General features: G+C 38.9%; 20 protein-coding genes. 17 read left to right on the forward strand and 3 right to left on the reverse strand.

Features of this window, described 5'->3' with window-relative positions; translation table 11 throughout:
* Window positions 1-14: 14 nt before the first annotated feature.
* Window positions 15-896, forward strand: coding sequence for a discoidin domain-containing protein (locus R2Q78_RS08100; protein WP_316790637.1), 882 nt, complete (start codon window positions 15-17; stop codon window positions 894-896).
* 55 nt (window positions 897-951) lie between these two features.
* Here the strand turns inward: R2Q78_RS08100 and R2Q78_RS08105 are convergent, their stop codons facing one another.
* Window positions 952-1,188, reverse strand: a complete 237-nt coding sequence (locus R2Q78_RS08105; RefSeq protein ID WP_316790638.1) for a helix-turn-helix transcriptional regulator — start codon at window positions 1,186-1,188, stop codon at window positions 952-954.
* 181 nt (window positions 1,189-1,369) lie between these two features.
* On the opposite strand from R2Q78_RS08105, the gene R2Q78_RS08110 reads away from it, so the two are divergent.
* Complete coding sequence (locus tag R2Q78_RS08110) at window positions 1,370-2,584, forward strand: glycoside hydrolase family 88 protein (protein WP_316790640.1); 1,215 nt, start codon at window positions 1,370-1,372, stop codon at window positions 2,582-2,584.
* 4 nt (window positions 2,585-2,588) lie between these two features.
* Entirely contained in the window at window positions 2,589-3,851 is a 1,263-nt protein-coding gene (locus tag R2Q78_RS08115; protein WP_316790641.1) for a DUF2264 domain-containing protein, read from the forward strand.
* A gap of 82 nt (window positions 3,852-3,933) precedes the next feature.
* Here the strand turns inward: R2Q78_RS08115 and R2Q78_RS08120 are convergent, their stop codons facing one another.
* Entirely contained in the window at window positions 3,934-4,281 is a 348-nt protein-coding gene (locus tag R2Q78_RS08120) for a hypothetical protein (protein WP_316790642.1), read from the reverse strand.
* A 127-nt stretch (window positions 4,282-4,408) separates the two neighbouring features.
* Between R2Q78_RS08120 and R2Q78_RS08125 the strand changes: the two genes are divergently transcribed.
* The gene (locus R2Q78_RS08125; protein ID WP_316790644.1) at window positions 4,409-4,942 is read left to right on the forward strand and encodes a biopolymer transporter ExbD; all 534 of its coding nucleotides are present in this window, start codon (window positions 4,409-4,411) and stop codon (window positions 4,940-4,942) included.
* A gap of 72 nt (window positions 4,943-5,014) precedes the next feature.
* On the opposite strand, the gene metK is transcribed toward R2Q78_RS08125, so the two are convergent.
* Window positions 5,015-6,265, reverse strand: a complete 1,251-nt coding sequence (gene metK / locus R2Q78_RS08130) for a methionine adenosyltransferase (protein WP_316790646.1) — start codon at window positions 6,263-6,265, stop codon at window positions 5,015-5,017.
* Between the two features lie 231 nt (window positions 6,266-6,496).
* Between metK and R2Q78_RS08135 the strand changes: the two genes are divergently transcribed.
* The 13 genes from R2Q78_RS08135 to R2Q78_RS08195 all read left to right on the forward strand — a co-directional run bounded on the left by R2Q78_RS08135 (window position 6,497) and on the right by R2Q78_RS08195 (window position 17,382).
* Window positions 6,497-7,378, forward strand: coding sequence for a diacylglycerol kinase family lipid kinase (locus R2Q78_RS08135; protein ID WP_316790648.1), 882 nt, complete (start codon window positions 6,497-6,499; stop codon window positions 7,376-7,378).
* 22 nt (window positions 7,379-7,400) lie between these two features.
* Window positions 7,401-7,751 (forward strand): translation initiation factor, encoded by a 351-nt coding sequence (locus R2Q78_RS08140; RefSeq protein ID WP_316790649.1) that lies wholly within the window; start codon window positions 7,401-7,403, stop codon window positions 7,749-7,751.
* Window positions 7,752-7,897: 146 nt separating this feature from the next.
* Window positions 7,898-9,502, forward strand: coding sequence for a phosphoenolpyruvate carboxykinase (ATP) (pckA, locus tag R2Q78_RS08145; protein ID WP_316790651.1), 1,605 nt, complete (start codon window positions 7,898-7,900; stop codon window positions 9,500-9,502).
* A 287-nt stretch (window positions 9,503-9,789) separates the two neighbouring features.
* The gene (locus R2Q78_RS08150) at window positions 9,790-10,632 is read left to right on the forward strand and encodes a MotA/TolQ/ExbB proton channel family protein (protein WP_316790652.1); all 843 of its coding nucleotides are present in this window, start codon (window positions 9,790-9,792) and stop codon (window positions 10,630-10,632) included.
* Window positions 10,633-10,716: 84 nt separating this feature from the next.
* Complete coding sequence (locus tag R2Q78_RS08155) at window positions 10,717-11,337, forward strand: biopolymer transporter ExbD (RefSeq protein WP_316790654.1); 621 nt, start codon at window positions 10,717-10,719, stop codon at window positions 11,335-11,337.
* A 9-nt stretch (window positions 11,338-11,346) separates the two neighbouring features.
* The gene (locus R2Q78_RS08160) at window positions 11,347-11,880 is read left to right on the forward strand and encodes a biopolymer transporter ExbD (RefSeq protein WP_316790656.1); all 534 of its coding nucleotides are present in this window, start codon (window positions 11,347-11,349) and stop codon (window positions 11,878-11,880) included.
* A gap of 23 nt (window positions 11,881-11,903) precedes the next feature.
* Complete coding sequence (locus tag R2Q78_RS08165; protein ID WP_316790658.1) at window positions 11,904-12,725, forward strand: TonB family protein; 822 nt, start codon at window positions 11,904-11,906, stop codon at window positions 12,723-12,725.
* Window positions 12,726-12,728: 3 nt separating this feature from the next.
* Entirely contained in the window at window positions 12,729-12,953 is a 225-nt protein-coding gene (locus R2Q78_RS08170; RefSeq protein WP_316790660.1) for a hypothetical protein, read from the forward strand.
* 1 nt (window position 12,954) lies between these two features.
* Window positions 12,955-13,860 (forward strand): substrate-binding domain-containing protein, encoded by a 906-nt coding sequence (locus R2Q78_RS08175; RefSeq protein WP_316790662.1) that lies wholly within the window; start codon window positions 12,955-12,957, stop codon window positions 13,858-13,860.
* A 189-nt stretch (window positions 13,861-14,049) separates the two neighbouring features.
* Window positions 14,050-15,780: a hypothetical protein gene (locus R2Q78_RS08180; RefSeq protein WP_316790664.1), complete on the forward strand. Its 1,731-nt coding sequence runs from the start codon at window positions 14,050-14,052 to the stop codon at window positions 15,778-15,780.
* Between the two features lie 78 nt (window positions 15,781-15,858).
* The gene (locus tag R2Q78_RS08185; protein WP_316790667.1) at window positions 15,859-16,230 is read left to right on the forward strand and encodes an NADH-quinone oxidoreductase subunit A; all 372 of its coding nucleotides are present in this window, start codon (window positions 15,859-15,861) and stop codon (window positions 16,228-16,230) included.
* Window positions 16,231-16,336: 106 nt separating this feature from the next.
* Window positions 16,337-16,879, forward strand: a complete 543-nt coding sequence (locus R2Q78_RS08190; protein ID WP_136836990.1) for an NADH-quinone oxidoreductase subunit B — start codon at window positions 16,337-16,339, stop codon at window positions 16,877-16,879.
* Complete coding sequence (locus R2Q78_RS08195) at window positions 16,879-17,382, forward strand: NADH-quinone oxidoreductase subunit C (RefSeq protein WP_316790670.1); 504 nt, start codon at window positions 16,879-16,881, stop codon at window positions 17,380-17,382. The genes R2Q78_RS08190 and R2Q78_RS08195 overlap by 1 nt, the downstream gene beginning before the upstream one ends.
* Window positions 17,383-17,384 lie beyond the last annotated feature (2 nt).

Raw genomic sequence — 17,384 nt, forward strand, 5'->3', positions numbered from 1 at the left:
TTTAAAATAATAAAATGAACAAAATTAAAAGAGGCTGCGTCTATCTACTTTTGATTGCAGCCACGGCAACAGTTGCCTCGTGTAAGAAAAACAGCACAAAGCCAGATGTAGAAGTTGAACCAGAAAAACCTGTTGTAATAGAAGATACAAATTATATCAACGTAGCGGCCACTGTGGAGGTTTCTCCATTACTCGAGGGTGCGAAGTTTGTTTGGAAAAATGAGGCAAAAAAAGGAGTTGTACTTAAATTTAAGTATAATGAAGATGGTATTAATAAAGAGGTTACCGTAGAAAATAACGCAGATGTAAATGGGACGGTAACGATTCCTATTTTCGGACTCACAAACTTTACAGTTACTGTAGCCAATACAGGCAGTAAAGTAGTGTCTACTAGATTGATGGGCATATTGCCTCAATTGAAACCTGAATCTAAATTGAGTAAGACAGGCTGGAGTGCTAGTGCTTCCAGTGAAATTAACGATCCGGATGAAGAGTTGAATGGTGCTGAAAATATCGTTGATGATGTTGCCGTTAAAAGTGTAACAAGTCCTTCTTCTCCTTCCTTCTGGCAGTCGGATTATTATCTGGATCCAATATTTCCTTATCCGCACTGGCTCGTGGTTGATATGAAAAAAGCAATTAAACTAACCAAAATTGGACTTAATGCCCATACAGATGGCAATCAGGGATTCACAGAGTTTAAGATTGAAGGCAGTATTGATGGAATCGCTTTTACAGATATAGGTGAAGGTCAAAAGACATTTAATCCTAAGACTACTGCGGAGCAAACGTTTAAAGTAATTCCGGCCACCGCCATAAGATATGTGAAAATAACATTGCTTTTAGGAACTCCTTATCCTTGTTTGGCGAACTTTGAAGCTTATGCGAGACAATAATTATCCTGGATCTTATTGAAGTGAATAAAGGGGGACAATTGATCCCCCTTTATTGTTAGATATCCATTGCATTAACAAACACCCTGGGTGTTTCACCAAATTGCTTCTTAAATTCCCTGCTGAAATATTTGGGGTCATTGAATCCTACTAAATATGAAACCTCAGATATGGTGTAGGTCTTCAGTTCCAGCAATTGAGCAGCTTTTTTTAGCCGGATAGATTTGAATTTACAGTGCTTGCTCATAAATGAAGAAATGAATTCTTTTATTTCTTCGTTGTCTTCTTGATTCAAACAATTTTCAACCTTGCACAACAAAAAGGCTGTATAAAGACTAAAAGTTAAGAGCCAGACAGGTGCTCTTTAAAAGTATCAAACAAAATACGCAACCGTTTGCGTTTGTTTTTTATTTCAATACTATGAAAACGTTTTCATAGATTAGAGTTTTACAAGTATAAACACATACCCAAGAACCATGAAAAAAGTAATGTTTGTTTCCTGTTTGTTATTGATCTCGGGAGGATTAATTGCACAGAGTGGAGGAAGCAAGAAAAATGTAGCTAATAAAAAGCAGCAAATGAAGCAGATGATTGATGAACAATTCAAATTTGCTGTTCAGCAATATAAAGTTTTGGCCAAAAATACACCTGCTAATGTGATGCCTAAGACCTATCATGCAAAAAATAATAAATCAGAAACCAGTGATACCAAATGGTGGTGCAGCGGTTTTTATCCAGGGTCACTTTTATACATCTATGAGTATACAAAAGATGCGGCTACTTTAAAAGAAGCAGAAGCTAGATTGGGAATTCTGGAAAAAGAAAAGCACTATACAGGTAACCATGACCTTGGTTTTATGATGTTTTGCAGTTTTGGTAATGCTTACCGCATCACTAAAAATCCGGCTTATAAAACAACTATTGATACTTCAGCTGCTTCATTGAGCACACGTTACCGCCCTGCAGCAAAGGTGATCCAGTCATGGAACTCCAGCAGCAAATTGGTTGGACCTGTAATCATCGACAATATGATGAACCTGGAGTTATTAAATTGGGTAAGTGCTAACGGTGGAGATAAGAAATATGCAGCGATTTCAAAAAGCCACGCTGATAAAACCATCCTTAACCATTTCAGACCAGATTATAGTTCATATCATGTGGTAGATTATGATATGAAGACTGGTGAAGTGGTAAAAAAAGTAACCTGGCAGGGTGCGGCAGATTCTTCTGCATGGAGTCGTGGTCAGGGCTGGGGTTTGTATGGTTATACCATGATGTACCGTTTTACAAAAGATAAGCGATATTTAGATCAGGCAAGAAATATTGCCAAGTTCTTATTGAACAATCCGAATATGCCGGCTGATATGGTGCCTTACTGGGATTTTGATGCACCGGGCATCCCAAATGCAGATAGGGACGCTTCTGCGGCTGCTTTGATGGCTTCTGCCTTACTGGAGCTTGGACAGTATACTAAAAATGCAGAACGTAATACTTATGTAAGTGCTGCGGAAAAAATGCTGACTTCATTATCTAGCAATGCTTACAGGGCTAAACTAGGTGAAAACGGAGGCTTCTTGCTGATGCACAGTACAGGTGCATTGCCATTTAAATCGGAAGTGGATGTACCCCTGACTTATGCCGATTATTATTATTTGGAAGCAATGCTTCGTTACAAAAACTGGTATTTATAAGAATATGGAAAGAAGGAAATTTTTAGGTGCCTTATCATTAGCAGGAGTTGCTACAGCAATCAGTCCTAAAGAGCTTTTGGCAAATCAGGTTAAGTCGAAAGACGTATTATCTGGTATAGCAAAAAATCAGCGGGAATATTGGTATCAGCTTTTGTATAAAATGGCTAATCCTGTAGTCTCAAATCTGGCCAATGGCACTTTGAAGAAGAATATGCCGCTTGAGAAATCACCTACATTCGATAGCAGATCTCCTACGGTAACTTATCTGGAGGCTGTTGGCCGTACCTATGCAGGTATAGCTCCATGGCTTGCATTACCTGATGACACAACAAAAGAAGGCGTATTGAGAAAAAAGCTGAGAGAAAATGCTTTACTAGGGTTGAAAAAATGCTTTGAGCCGGGAAGTCCTGATCTGTTGACTTTTGGAAAGGATTATCAGCCCATTGTGGATGCGGCCTACCTGGCGCAAACCTTTTTAAGGGCACCAAAAGCTTTGTGGGAACCACTAGATGCAGATACCAAAAAAAGGATAGTAGACTCCTTTAAGTCGTTGAGAAACAGAAAGCCATTTCAGAGTAACTGGTTGTTGTTTGGTTCTATTACAGAGGCTTTCTTATTATCAATTGGTGAGCAATACGATACTGCCAGATTGGAAGAAGGTGTTAAGAAACTAAATAACTGGTACAAAGGCGACGGACAGTATGGCGATGGACCTAATCTGGCATTTGATTATTACAATTCATTTGTGATCCATCCGATGATGGTGGATACACTGGCTGTGCTGGTAGAAAAAAATATGGCTGAAAAGAAGGCTTATGACTTGGCTTTGAAACGTATGCAGCGTTATGCGGTAGGACAGGAGCGCATGATTTCTCCGGAAGGTACATTCCCGCCAATTGGTCGGTCTATCACCTATAGAACTGGTGCCCTACAGGCATTGGCTCAGATTGCACTGATGGAAAAACTCCCTGAAACGATAAAACCAGCTCAGGTTCGTTGTGCATTGACTAAAGTTTACCGGAATATATATGATGTGCCGGGAACTTTCGATAAAAATGACTGGCTGCAGTTAGGTTTCTGTGGGCATCAGCCTGAAATAGCAGATTATTACACTTCCACGGGAAGTTTATATATGGCGACACTTTCATTTTTACCGCTTGGATTGCCAGCTTCAAATGCATTCTGGACAGCACCAGATGAAGATTGGACTGCAAAAAAAGCATGGGGCGGAAAAGTGTTTGCTAAAGATTATCATGTAGATTATTAAGTGTGTTTTCTACTGATTGTATTTAAATCAAAAAGGGCCCCGATGTGAATCGCAGCCCTTTTTCTTTATTGGTGGGTTGAAATTAGCTGAAAAGTTCCTGCAGATCGCGGTCTGCGGTCGGTATTTTCTTTAAGAAATCATCAAAACCGGCATTTTCCTGTGAACTGTACATTCCGTACGCGTCCAGGATATAACCAATCTGGCCATCTTTGTCTTCCAATATATAAAGTACCGAATTATCTCCCGGATCTGAGTCGCCCTCAAAACGATAGGTTTTAATGATGCTGAGGTCCTCAGGGTTATAAATTTTGTTGACACCGACACCCTGCATTTTGCCATGGTCGGTCATTTTGATTTCGTTGTCTAAGCCTTTGAGCCTCAGTTTTTCTAATATCTGGCTCAGTGTATTCATTTCTACCGGATGTTCCATAACAGTTGTATTTTTTATTAATAAACAATAGGGTTTTGAAATGGTTTTGTTTTTCTGTCCAGGAATATTGGCGAGATGGGTTATGCATTTTGAGATTTATTGTCATCATCATTAAAACTTAAAAACTATGGCAACTTTAAACGTTCCTCAAAATGGCCAGGCCACAAAAGGAAAAAACAGAACCCGCAAACCAGCTCCTTCCGTAGACTTGACTGCAATGGTCGATCTGGCTTTTCTGCTGATCACATTTTTTATGCTCACTACTTCATTGTCCAAATTTCATGTAGTAGATGTTGCAAAGCCGGTGGATATGCCTGAGACGGATTATGCCGCATCACGTACATTGACACTACTCCTGGGTAAGAGCAATCAGGTAGTCTGGTATAAAGGTGCGGCTGAAAAGGCAGTGCCGGCAAAAAGCGATTTCCGGACGATCGGCGCGGTATTGAAAAAGAATCAGAAGGCGATTGCAGCTATGTATAGTAATGATCCAAAGAAGTACATGATTGTGATTATCAAACCCACCGACAGATCGGTTTATAAAAATCTTGTAGACGCATTGGACGAGATGAGAATTGCCAATATTCAGTCATATGTGATCGATGATCGCAAGCTACTGAATGAAGATGGGGATTACTTAAAAAGATTGGGTGCTATATAATTCTTATTTTGAATATAAAAAAAGCCTCCCTGATTTTTTTGGGGAGGCTTTTTTTATATTGTTATTTACAGTTTACAAAGCAAAAGCAGCTTTTACCTGATCTACGAAATCTAATTTTTCCCAGGTAAATAGCTCAACTGTTACTGTTTTCTCTTCACCATTCGGGCTTTTGAAAGTTTTGGTAACTGTTTCTGCTTTGCGTCCCATATGGCCATAAGCAGCTGTTTCACTATAGATAGGGTTTCTTAGTTTCAAACGCTGTTCGATAAAGTAAGGGCGCATATCGAAGATCCCTTCTACGATTTTAGCGATCTCGCCATCTGTTTTGTTTACTTTACTTGTTCCGTAAGTATTGATATAGATACCCATTGGTTTTGCAACGCCGATAGCATAACTCACCTGTACCAGAATTTCTTCTGCTACACCTGCTGCTACCAGGTTTTTAGCAATGTGACGGGTTGCATAGGCAGCACTTCTGTCTACTTTACTTGGATCTTTTCCTGAGAATGCACCACCACCATGCGCACCTTTACCACCATAAGTATCAACGATGATCTTGCGACCAGTTAACCCTGTATCGCCATGAGGTCCGCCGATCACAAACTTACCTGTTGGGTTGATGTGGTACTGAATCTTATCGTTGAAAAGGTGAGCGTACTGAGGGTTTTTAGCGATGATTCTTGGAATAAGGATGTCTACAAGATCTTCTTTGATCTTGGCTAACATTGTTGCTTCTTCATCAAAATCGTCATGTTGAGTAGAAATCACGATGGCATCAATACGTACAGGTTTGTTGTTGTCATCATATTCAAGTGTAACCTGAGATTTTGCATCAGGACGTAAATAGGTGATTTCCTTATTCTCACGTCTTAATTCTGCAAGCTCCTGTAATAATTTATGAGAAAGATTAAGGGCCAAAGGCATGTAATCTTCTGTTTCGTTGGTTGCGTAACCAAACATCATTCCCTGGTCACCAGCACCTTGTTCTTCTTTACTGCTGCGGTCTACACCCTGATTGATGTCCTGAGATTGTTCGTGAATAGCAGATAAGATGCCACATGAATTGGCTTCAAACATGTATTCACTTTTGGTATAACCAATCTTTCTGATCACATCGCGTGCAATTTGTTGAACGTCAAGATAAGTTTGAGATTTTACCTCACCTGCCAGGATAACCTGCCCTGTGGTAACCAGTGTTTCACAGGCTACTTTAGACTCAGGGTCAAAAGCCAGGAAGTTATCAATAAGTGCATCAGAGATTTGATCGGCGATTTTATCTGGATGACCCTCAGAAACTGATTCGGATGTAAATAAATACGACATTCTAAATAATTAAGATTTTAATTAAACAATTACCTAAATGGAATCAGATCCTGCTTTACAGGCGGTAAAATGAAGTGTATGATAGGTTAGCACTTTTTTTTACGTGGTTGCAATCCCGCTATTTTTTAGATAACATCGCAAATCAGTCCACTTTGATGCCGCAAAATTACACTATATATTTAAATAGTCAAAAAATATCAATTATTTTGTACCGTCATTAATCTCAAGCTTTTGTCAAAATCTAACATTTTATTTATTATCAATCCCATTTCAGGTGGTAAGGATAAATTAAAGATCCCTGCATTGATTGATGCAAAACTTGACCGTTCGAAATTTAATCCGAATTTCAGCTTTACGGAATATATCGGCCATGCTTCAGAAATAGCAGAAGAAGCTGCCAATAAGAACTTTGATGTAATTGTAGCTGTTGGCGGAGACGGTACCATTAATGAAGTAGCTACAAAAGTAATGCAGCATGGTAAAGTTTTGGGTATTATACCCTTTGGTTCCGGAAATGGTCTGGCCAGGTTTTTGAAAATTCCACTGAAACCTGCGGATGCGATACAGTTGATCAACAAATTTAATGTTGATGTAATTGATACAGGTAGATTTAACGATAAGTGTTTCTTTAATATGGCCGGTATGGGCTTTGATGCACACATCAGTTCAGTATTTGCCGGAAATAAATCAAGGGGCCTTACTGGTTATTTAAAATTAGGCTTTAGAGAAGTGCTGAGTTATAAGCCGCAGACCTATTATCTTTATATAGACGGCATAAAATATGAGCGGAAAGCTGTGGTAATTAGTATAGCCAATTCCTCTCAATATGGAAACAACGCTCATATAGCTCCGGGAGCATCTATTAAAGACGGCCTGCTCGACATCTGTGTAATTAAGGAATTTCCAATGTACAAGCTTCCGGTATTGGCATATGAGATGCTGAATGCCAAAACAGATCAATCCGACATGGTAGAAATCATTAAAGGGAAACACATCAGGATCGTGCGGAGTCAGGGTGATGCAATCCATATTGATGGAGAACCTTTTTTTATGGGTGAGGAAATAGAAGTTACCGTGGCGCCGTTATCATTAAATATCATTACACCCAGTTAATACATATTATTATTACCTTATTATGAAACCTAAAAAAAACAGTCTTAGTGATTTGGGTGGGATTATGTACTCTACAGATCCCTCTTTTGTATACGAGGAAGAAAATTTAGTGCAGGAATCCATCCCTAATAATCAGCAGGATCTTAGGGTAATGCTGGATAGGAAAAACAGGGGAGGGAAGGCTGTGACGCTGATAACCGGCTTTTCGGGAAGTGATGAAGAGCTGGAGAAATTGGCAAAGACACTGAAAACTAAATGCGGTGTAGGTGGTTCATCTAAAGATGGAGAGATTTTGATACAGGGAGATTTTAGAGATAAGGTGTTGCTGCTGCTTCAAAAAGAAGGCTTTAAAGTAAAAAAATCCGGAGGATAAAACAAGGCGGTTATTTGCTTTTAATTTATTGTTAATCAGTATTTTAGTTATTAGTGTATAAGGGACAATAAGTAAATTTTTTCCTTTAAAATGGTGTTTTTTACCTTTTTATCTACATAACTTTGCCTGACTAACTTATTATTTATATGAGCAAAGCATTGATGCCAGTGCCTGATTTGACGTACCTGAATCTGGATTCTGAGAAGGCCTTATATCAGCTAAATGTAGCACAATTGGTCGAAGAAGCGCTGTCGAACGGTGAGGGAACCCTTGCGGACACCGGAGCGCTGGCAGTAGATACCGGGAAATTCACCGGTCGTTCCCCAAAAGACAGGTTTATTGTATGCGATGAAATAACGCAGGATACTGTTTGGTGGGGAGATATCAATATCAAGATTGATCCTGAGAAGTTTGATTCCTTACTACTGAAAATTACAAATCACCTTAATCAGAAAAAGTATTATGTAAGAGATGCTTATGCATGCGCAGATGAGGCTTACAAGACTACAATCAGAGTAGTGACTGAAACTGCTTATCAGAATCTGTTTGCAAATAATCTTTTTTTGAGGCCGGATGAGACGGAGGTTACTGATAGTCCGGAATGGACTATCATTGCTTGTCCTTCCTTTTTTGCTGATCCTGAACTGGATGGCACCAGACAAGGTAACTTCTCGATTTTGAACTTTTCAAGAAAGATGATCCTTATTGGAGGTTCGGGATATACCGGCGAAATCAAGAAAGGAATATTTTCAGTGTTGAACTTCATTCTGCCGCAGCAAAGAAATACATTGTCTATGCACTGTTCTGCCAATGTTGGCAAAGATGGAGATACCGCAATCTTTTTTGGACTTTCAGGAACTGGTAAGACTACATTGTCTGCGGATCCGCAAAGGGGATTAATCGGAGATGATGAGCATGGATGGGGAACGGGGACAGTCTTTAATTTTGAGGGTGGTTGCTATGCAAAATGCGTGGATCTCACTGCTGAAAAGGAGCCACAGATTTTTAATGCTATAAAACCAGGCGCGTTGTTGGAAAATATCAATTATTTTCCCGCAACAAAGACGGTGGATTTCTCCAATATTGAAAAAACTGAGAATACCCGGGTGGCTTATCCAATCAACTACATTGATAATGCCGTTATCCCTTCGATAGCTCCGGATCCTAAGAATATCTTCTTCCTGACAGCTGATGCGTTTGGTGTTTTGCCTCCAATTTCTAAATTAAATGCAGGTCAGGCGATGTTTCATTTTATTTCGGGGTATACCGCTAAGGTGGCCGGAACAGAAGCGGGTGTAACGGAGCCTCAAGTCACCTTTTCTGCGTGTTTTGGCAAAGCATTCCTGCCTCTTCATCCGACGAGGTATGCCGAATTGCTGGGTAAAAAGATGCAGGAACATGATGTTAATGTGTGGCTGGTCAATACCGGCTGGAGTGGTGGAGCTTATGGAGTGGGGCAAAGAATGAAGCTGTCTTATACCAGAGCGATGATTACAGCAGCTCTAAGAGGCGAACTGGAGGACGTGGAATTTATAGCAGATCCTATTTTTGGTTTAAAGATGCCTGTAAGCTGTCCGAACGTCCCGTCAGAAATTTTAAATCCAAGAAATACCTGGAACGACCATCAAAAATACGACAGTAAAGCCAGTGAGCTTTCGTTAGCTTTCGTTAACAATTTTAAGCAGTTTGAGGAGTTCGCTAGTGAAGAAATGCTTGCATCTCTTCCAAAAGTGGTTGAAAACACCCCTTAAAAGCTTTTTTTTACTGAAAAATTTGCATTTCAGTTTTTTTTTAGTTTTAATTGCGAAAGATTGTCTCGACACCGTGGCAATCTTTTTTAATTATACGGTAATACGAACAGGGGAAATAAACTCAGCGAAACGAATTAGCAAGCTAATGATTATTTAATGTTGGAATTAAAATCAAAGTTATAAATTTGTTACTGCAACAAATGTTTGTAATCGTCGTTGTGTGTATTACGGAATATTTAATATAATTTTAAAAAACAAAGTACTAAAAACTAAAAAACTAAAAAAAAATGGCAAACGCACCAAAACCAACAACAGTTAAAAAAGAGAGCTCTTCTTCAGCTTCAAACTTATTCGCTACGCTTACTATTCCAATTTGTTTAATTATCGGATTCTGTGTTTACAAGTTTATTTTCGGGGATAGAGGTAACTTCATCGGCGGAGCTGATCCAGATTTGCACGAAACACTACCATTACAAGGAAACTATATGGGTATGGCTTACAAAGGCGGTGTGATCGTACCAGTACTATTGGGTATGTTTTTAATGGTAATTGTGTTCTCTATTGAGCGTTTTATCGTAATCAGTAAAGCAACTGGAAAAGCAGGATTAGATTCATTCGTTAAAAAAATCCAAGGTTTCTTAAATTCAAATAACATCGAAGCTGCTATGGCAGAGTGTGATAAACAAGAAGGTTCTGTTGCCAACGTAATCAAATCAGGATTGAAAAAATATCGTGAAATGGAGACTGAAGCAAACATGGATACAGATCAAAAATGTTTAGCTATCCAGAAAGATATCGAAGAGGCTACAACTTTAGAGATGCCTATGTTAGAGCAAAACTTAACAGTAATTGCTACTTTGGTATCAGTAGGTACATTAACAGGTCTATTAGGAACGGTAACAGGTATGATCAAGGCCTTCGGTGGTTTGGCTAACTCTGGTGCTCCGGATCAGGCTGCGTTGGCAACTGGTATCTCTGAGGCCCTAATCAATACAGCTACAGGTATCGGTACATCTACGTTCGCGATCATCATGTATAACATTCTTACTTCTAAAATTGATAAGTTGACTTATGCAATTGATGAAGCAGGTTTCAGCATCATTCAGACTTACGCTAGTACGCATAAATAAAATAATGTATTTTTTTTTACCGGCTTTATGGAAAACCGGAAGAATTAACATCATTAGTAAAAAGAATAAATAATTTTTAAAATTATGCCAAGAGCAAAGGTCCAAAGAAAGAGTACTTCGATTGATATGACGGCTATGTGCGACGTATCCTTCCTGCTACTTACTTTCTTTATATTAACAGCAACAGCGCGTCAGCCTGATCCTTTGAATATCAGCATTCCTGCATCCACTTACAAGATCAAGGTTCCGGATAAGGATCTGGCGATTTTGTCTATCGGACAAGGAAAGGTTTTCTATGAGATTGTAGGGAATGACATCAAAGCTGCCACCCTTGATAAAATAGGGGAGCAATACAAAATAAAATTTACACCTGAAGAAAGAAAACGCTTTAGTGTTTTAGGATCATTTGGTGTTCCTGTACAGAATCTTAAGCAGTTCATTATGATGGATGGTGAGCAGCGCGATAAGTTCGCCAAACAGTTACAGGGAATTCCTGCAGATACTACAGGTAATAGCGAGTTAGATCAATGGATTCTACAAAACCGTAAGGCCGTAGCTGAGTTGCATAACAATGAGCCTTTACGTATCAGTATTAAAGGTGATGCAAATGAAGAATACCCAACGGTTAAAAAAATCATGGATGTTCTTCAGAATCAGAAAATGAACAAGTTTAGTTTAATTACATCAGCCGAAGGCGGTAAATAAGATAAAATTATGGCAGAATTAGATACCTCCAGCGGGGGAGGGAAAAAAGGCGGTAAGGTAAGAACCAAGAAAGCAAACACCAAGGTCGATTTAACGGCGATGGTGGATCTGGCCTTCTTGCTGATCACTTTCTTTATGCTAACTACCTCCCTGTCGAAGCCGATCGCAATGGACATTGCAAAGCCGGATGATGAGGAAAACGACGTAAAAAATGAGCTTCGTGCATCAGAGAGTATGACTATTTTATTGGGTAAAAACAATAAAGTAGCCTGGTACATGGGGGAAGCGAAGAATGCGCAACCTACTGTAGAAAGCTTTTCAGAAATTGGAAAGTCTATTTTGAAAAATAAGACTGACTTGTATAATTCGAGAAAGAGACTACTGATTGTGGTGATTAAACCTACAGAAGCTGCAACATATAAGAACTTCGTAGACATTATGGATGAATTGAATATCGCCGGTATCAAGACTGCGCCCGCCATTGATGATAAATACATCACTGATGGTGAGAAGGATCTTATGAGAGCGGCAGGGATATTATAAAAAATAGTATAAAATATTAAGCTATGTTAGGTTCTAAAATAGATTTATTAAAAAGGGATTGGCTTGATGTTGTATTTGCAAACAAGAACAAAAGCTACGGAGCTTATGAGCTGCGTCAGAAGAGTGCTTCAAATACAGCCAGATCATTGCTGATAGCTTCAACAGCTTTTGTGTTGTTGTTTCTATCCCCGAAAATTGTTGAGTTGTTTAAAGGTGCCGCGCCTGTGGAAGAAGAGGTAAAGCAAGTGGAGGTTGTTATGCAGCCACCGCCACCGGTGAATCCTGAAACGCCGCCACCGCCGCCGGTGCAGCCACCGCCGCCAAAACAGGATCAGGTGAAATTTCCTCCTCCGGTAGTAAAACCGGATGAGTTGGTAAGGGAAGAAGAGCCTGTAACCATTGAGGACTTAAAGAAAGCCGATCCGGGTCAGAAGACTATTGCAGGTGATCCTGATGCAGATGTAGTAATCACTACAGCAGCAGGTGATGGTCCTAAGCAGGCAGCAGTGGTTGAAGATACAAAAGTGTATGACTTTACAAGTCTGGAGAAAAATCCAGAGTACCCAGGTGGTATAGAAAAGTTTTATGCATATGTTCAGAAAACTGTAAAATATCCTCAGATGGCTCAGGATGCTAATATTCAGGGTAAAGTGTTGTTGTCTTTCGTAGTAGAGAAAGATGGTTCATTGACTGATATTAAGGTAGACAGAAAGCTTGGTGGAGGAACAGATGAAGAAGCAATGCGGGTACTAAGGAACAGTATTAAATGGATTCCTGGTATTCAAAATGGTAAAAAGGTTCGTGTGAAATATAACATTCCTATCAGCTTTACCTTATCACAATAAAATATGTTTGATTTGAAAACATTTAAGCAGAAATCGCCTCAACAGCGATTTCTGCTTATTTTAGGCCTGGTCATGTTCGCTTTTTACCTGGTATTAGGGGTCACTTTAATTGCCTGGAAAGACATGCCGGTAACATTGGAAAGAAATTATCGCATCGCACTCGGCGTTTTATTAATTGTTTATGCCGCAATCCGGTTTGCGAGAGTAACTAAGCAAAAAGCCGATTAAAATGAAGAATTTAAGTTTTATATTTCTTGTTCTGTTGTTTGCGTCATGTAAAGACGGAAGCAAAAAGAGTAATGTGATCCAGACACGTACTTCAGGTACTGCTAAAATAATTGTAGATGAGTCTTTTTCGTCAATTATTGCAGATCAGATAGAAGTCTTTACTTCTGATTATCCTGATGCGCATTTTACAGTGGTAACAGGCAATGAGAATAAGATCGTTCCCGACTTCCTGCGAGATTCAATGGGTGTTATAATTTTATCCAGGGTGTTGAAGCCGGATGAAGAAAAGGTGTATCGTAAGAGAGGGATCGTACCTAAAACTTCCAGGTTTGCTATTGATGGGATTGCATTGATTACGAATAAGGAGAACTTAGATTCAAATATCACCGCTGACCAGGTGGTTAGTATTTTTAAAGGTACTTCGACAGACAGTCGTAGTCTTGTTTTTGACAATGCTTACTCAAGTACCATTCGTTATTTTAAAGATCTGGCTCAGACTAATGAATTGCCAAAAAAGGGTGTTTATACTTTAGAGCGCAGTAATGACGTTATAAAATATGTTGCAGAAAATAAGAATTTTATTGGCGTAGTTGGTGTTAATTGGTTAATTTCCCGAAATGTCAAAATGTCTGATTATATTGCAAAAGTAAAAATGCTTGGGGTAAGGAACCTGGAGGGTAAAACTAAGGACGCTACTTTCTATAAACCGACGCAAAAGAACTTAATGGATGGGATTTATCCATTTTTGAGGAATGTTTATATCATCAACTGCGAAGGCAGAGATGGTTTAGGCACGGGTTTTGCAAATTGGTTAATGGGGCAACGCGGTCAGCTGATCGTACTTAGGTCTGGATTAGGACCTCACAAACTAATGCCAAGGGAATTTAACTTGAAGAATTCAAAGTAAATTTTATATTTGGGAAATGAAACCATCAGGTATGTTTCTAACGTACATCATATCTGTAAGTTCATGTTAAAAAAAAGTAAAGAACCATGTAAGCTGCGAGCAGCTATATAACAATTAAATTAAATTACAAGAACCAATGAAGTCTGCTTAGTAAGCTTCATTACAATTAAAATTAAAACAGAAGAACCAATGAAAATGACAAAGAAAGCAATAACCTTAAGTTTAGGTTTAGTAGTGATGGGTTCTGCCTCTTTTGCTCAGAGTTTAGATGATGCGAAGAAGGCTATAGATGCCGAACAGTACCAAAAAGCGACAACAATGCTTAAATCATTAGTACAGTCTCAGTCTAAAAAAGGAGATAATTACTTTTATTTGGGTGACGTTTATTTAAGAAGAGATTATATTGACTCCGCAAGGGCTGCATTTAATCAAGGTATCGCTGCTGATGCAAAATATGCTTTGAATTATGTTGGTTTAGGCCAGGCTGATTTAATGAGCAATAATGCTGTTTCAGCAAAGACCAACTTTACTAAAGCGCTTGAGATGGCTTCACGTAAAGACCATACTCCAAATTTATATGTTGGAAAGGCTTACTTAGCTATTGATAAACCTGATTTTGAATCAGCATTACCTAATTTGCAGAAAGCAGATGAGATTGACGCTCAGGATAAAGATCCGGAGACATTCCTGGCATTGGGAGACTATTATGCATTGCAGAGAAAGAACTCTGAGGCTTTATCAAGCTATATGAGAGCTTTAAGTATCAATCAGGGTCTGTACAGAGCGACAGTACAAATCGGAAAGATGTATAAGGAATCAAGAGCATTTCCTGATTCGGAAACAGAGTTGAAAGCAGTAGTTACGGCTGATCCTAATTATGGACCTGCTTACCGCGAGTTGGCTGAGCTATACAGACAGTGGGCTGATTTTGAGCCTGCAAATGCAGTAGCAAAAAATGCTGACGCCATTACAAATTACAAGAAATATCTTGACTTGACTGATAAATCTTATGAATCAAGACTAAGGTATGCACAGATCTTGTTTTATGCTAAAGATTTCAAGACTTTGGAAGAAGAAACAAGTGCAATTGCTACGATGAATCCTAATGATCCTAAAAACGTGGTTGTTTTGAGGTTAAGAGGTTACTCGGCTTATGAGAATGGTAACTTTCCTCAGGCACTTCAGTTCATGAATGATTTCTTTGCTAAAGTAAAAGATACTGCACGTATTATTTCGGAAGATTATTTATACCTGGGTCAGGCACAGTTAAAAAATCAGCAAGATAGCTTAGGTATCATCAATGTTACTAAAGCGCTTCAAAAGGATTCAACCAAAGCAATCATTTTAGCGGATTTGGCTAAGTCTTACTACGATGCTAAGAATTATGAAAAGGCAGTTGCAACTTATGAAATTGCCAACCGTTTCAATCCAAATGGTAAAGGATCTTTATATAATCTTTATTACCAGGGCGTTGCTGCTTATGTGTATTTTGCAAAGGGTTATCAGGCGAAGACCAATCCTTCAAAGGATGTATTGAAGCAAGGAGACGTAGCTTTGACAAATTTATTAAAGGCATCTCCATCTACCATAGATGCATTATTGTACAGAGCAAGGATTGCTGATTATATAGACGATGAAACTGATCCAACTGGTTTAAAATTGCCTTTTTATCAACAATATCTGGATTCAGCAGAAGTTCGCCTTGCAAAAGGTGTACAACCGCCACCTTCGGCTAAAAGTATGATAGAAGCCTATAATAATATTGCTTCTTTTGCTGCGAGAAAAGACGATAAAGCAAAAGCAAAATTATATTGGGATAAAACATTAGCACTTGACCCGGCGAACTTGGATGCTGCGAATGGCATTAAGGAATTGACTGCTCCTGCACCTAAGCCTAAGGCACAACCTAAGAAAAAATAATAAATTTCTAATAAAAGAAAAAGGCAGGGTTGTTATCCTGCCTTTTTCTTTTAATTTTGTCCCATAATTATCAAACTAATGGAAACACAAAGTGCACCTGTAGATTTTCTACCTATTATATTTCAAGTAGTTGTAGCCTTAGGCTTTGTTGTAGGAACCTTAATTATTACTCACTATTTAGGTCCGAGAAGAAAGACTGCAGATAAACTGTCGACTTTTGAAGCTGGTGTTAAAGTAGTGGGGAATGCCCGTCAGCCATTTTCTATTAAATATTTTCTGGTAGCGATACTATTCGTGCTATTTGATGTAGAGGTGATTTTCATGTATCCCTGGGCGGTCAATTTCAGAGAGTTGGGAATGTCCGGAATGATAGAAATGTTTGTCTTTATGGGCACGTTATTATTGGGCTTTATTTATGTAATAAAGAAGAAAGCGCTGGACTGGAACTAGGCTATTTAGATCGTTTCTAAATGCGGTCTCTCGGAGCGATTTGCTTTAAAAAATTGTAGATTTGTGGTTCATTCTTTACAGGAATGAGCCTTTTTCGTTTTGTATCATGAGTAACATCAATATAGTAGACGCGCCCCCAGGCATAGAAGGATCTGGTTTTTTTGCAACCTCCTTAGATAAGGTTATTGGTTTGGCAAGATCCCACTCGTTATGGCCTTTACCATTTGCAACTTCTTGTTGTGGAATTGAATTTATGGCAACCATGGGTTCTCACTACGATTTCGGTCGTTTTGGATCTGAGCGTTTAAGTTTTTCTCCCCGTCAGGCAGATTTATTAATGGTAATGGGTACTATCGCAAAAAAGATGGCCCCGGTTTTAAAACAGGTTTACTTGCAAATGGCAGAACCCCGCTGGGTGATGGCAGTTGGTGCCTGTGCATCAAGCGGAGGTATTTTTGATACTTATTCTGTTTTGCAGGGTATTGATGAAATTATTCCAGTGGATGTTTATGTGCCTGGATGTCCTCCAAGACCGGAAGCTATTTTAGATGGCTTTGGTAAAATACAAGAGCTGGTTAGAAATGAGTCGGGAAGAAGAAGAGATTCTGACCAGTATAAAGAAATGTTGGCTTCATACGGAATATTGTAATGGCAGAAGTAACAAATGAACAACTAACCCAATTGCTGACAGAAAAGTTTGGCGGTAAGATTATGGGGGTTAATGAACCCTATGGTTTGCTTACGTTTGAAACTACAAAAGATGTTATTATTGATGTTCTTGGTTTTTTAAAGCAAAACGGTTTAGCAGATTTTAATTTTCTAACAGACATTACAGCAGTTCATTATCCTGAAAAGAAGCATGGTATTGCAGTAGTTTATCATTTGCATAGCATGGTAAGCAGAGTTAGAGTTCGTGTAAAGGTGTTTATTGATGAGCACCATCCTGATATTCCAACAGCAACTGTTTTATGGAATTCCGCAAACTGGATGGAGAGAGAGACTTACGATTTATTTGGGGTAAAGTTTGAAGGACATCCGGACCTGAGAAGAATCCTGAATATGGATGAATTGGGTGTGCACCCAATGCTGAAGCAATATCCTTTGGAAGATCCAAATAGAGTAGATAAAAAAGACGAATACTTTGGTAGATAATA

This window comes from Pedobacter frigoris, from assembly GCF_032678645.1.
In the GTDB taxonomy this organism is placed as follows: Bacteria; Bacteroidota; Bacteroidia; order Sphingobacteriales; family Sphingobacteriaceae; genus Pedobacter; species Pedobacter frigoris_A.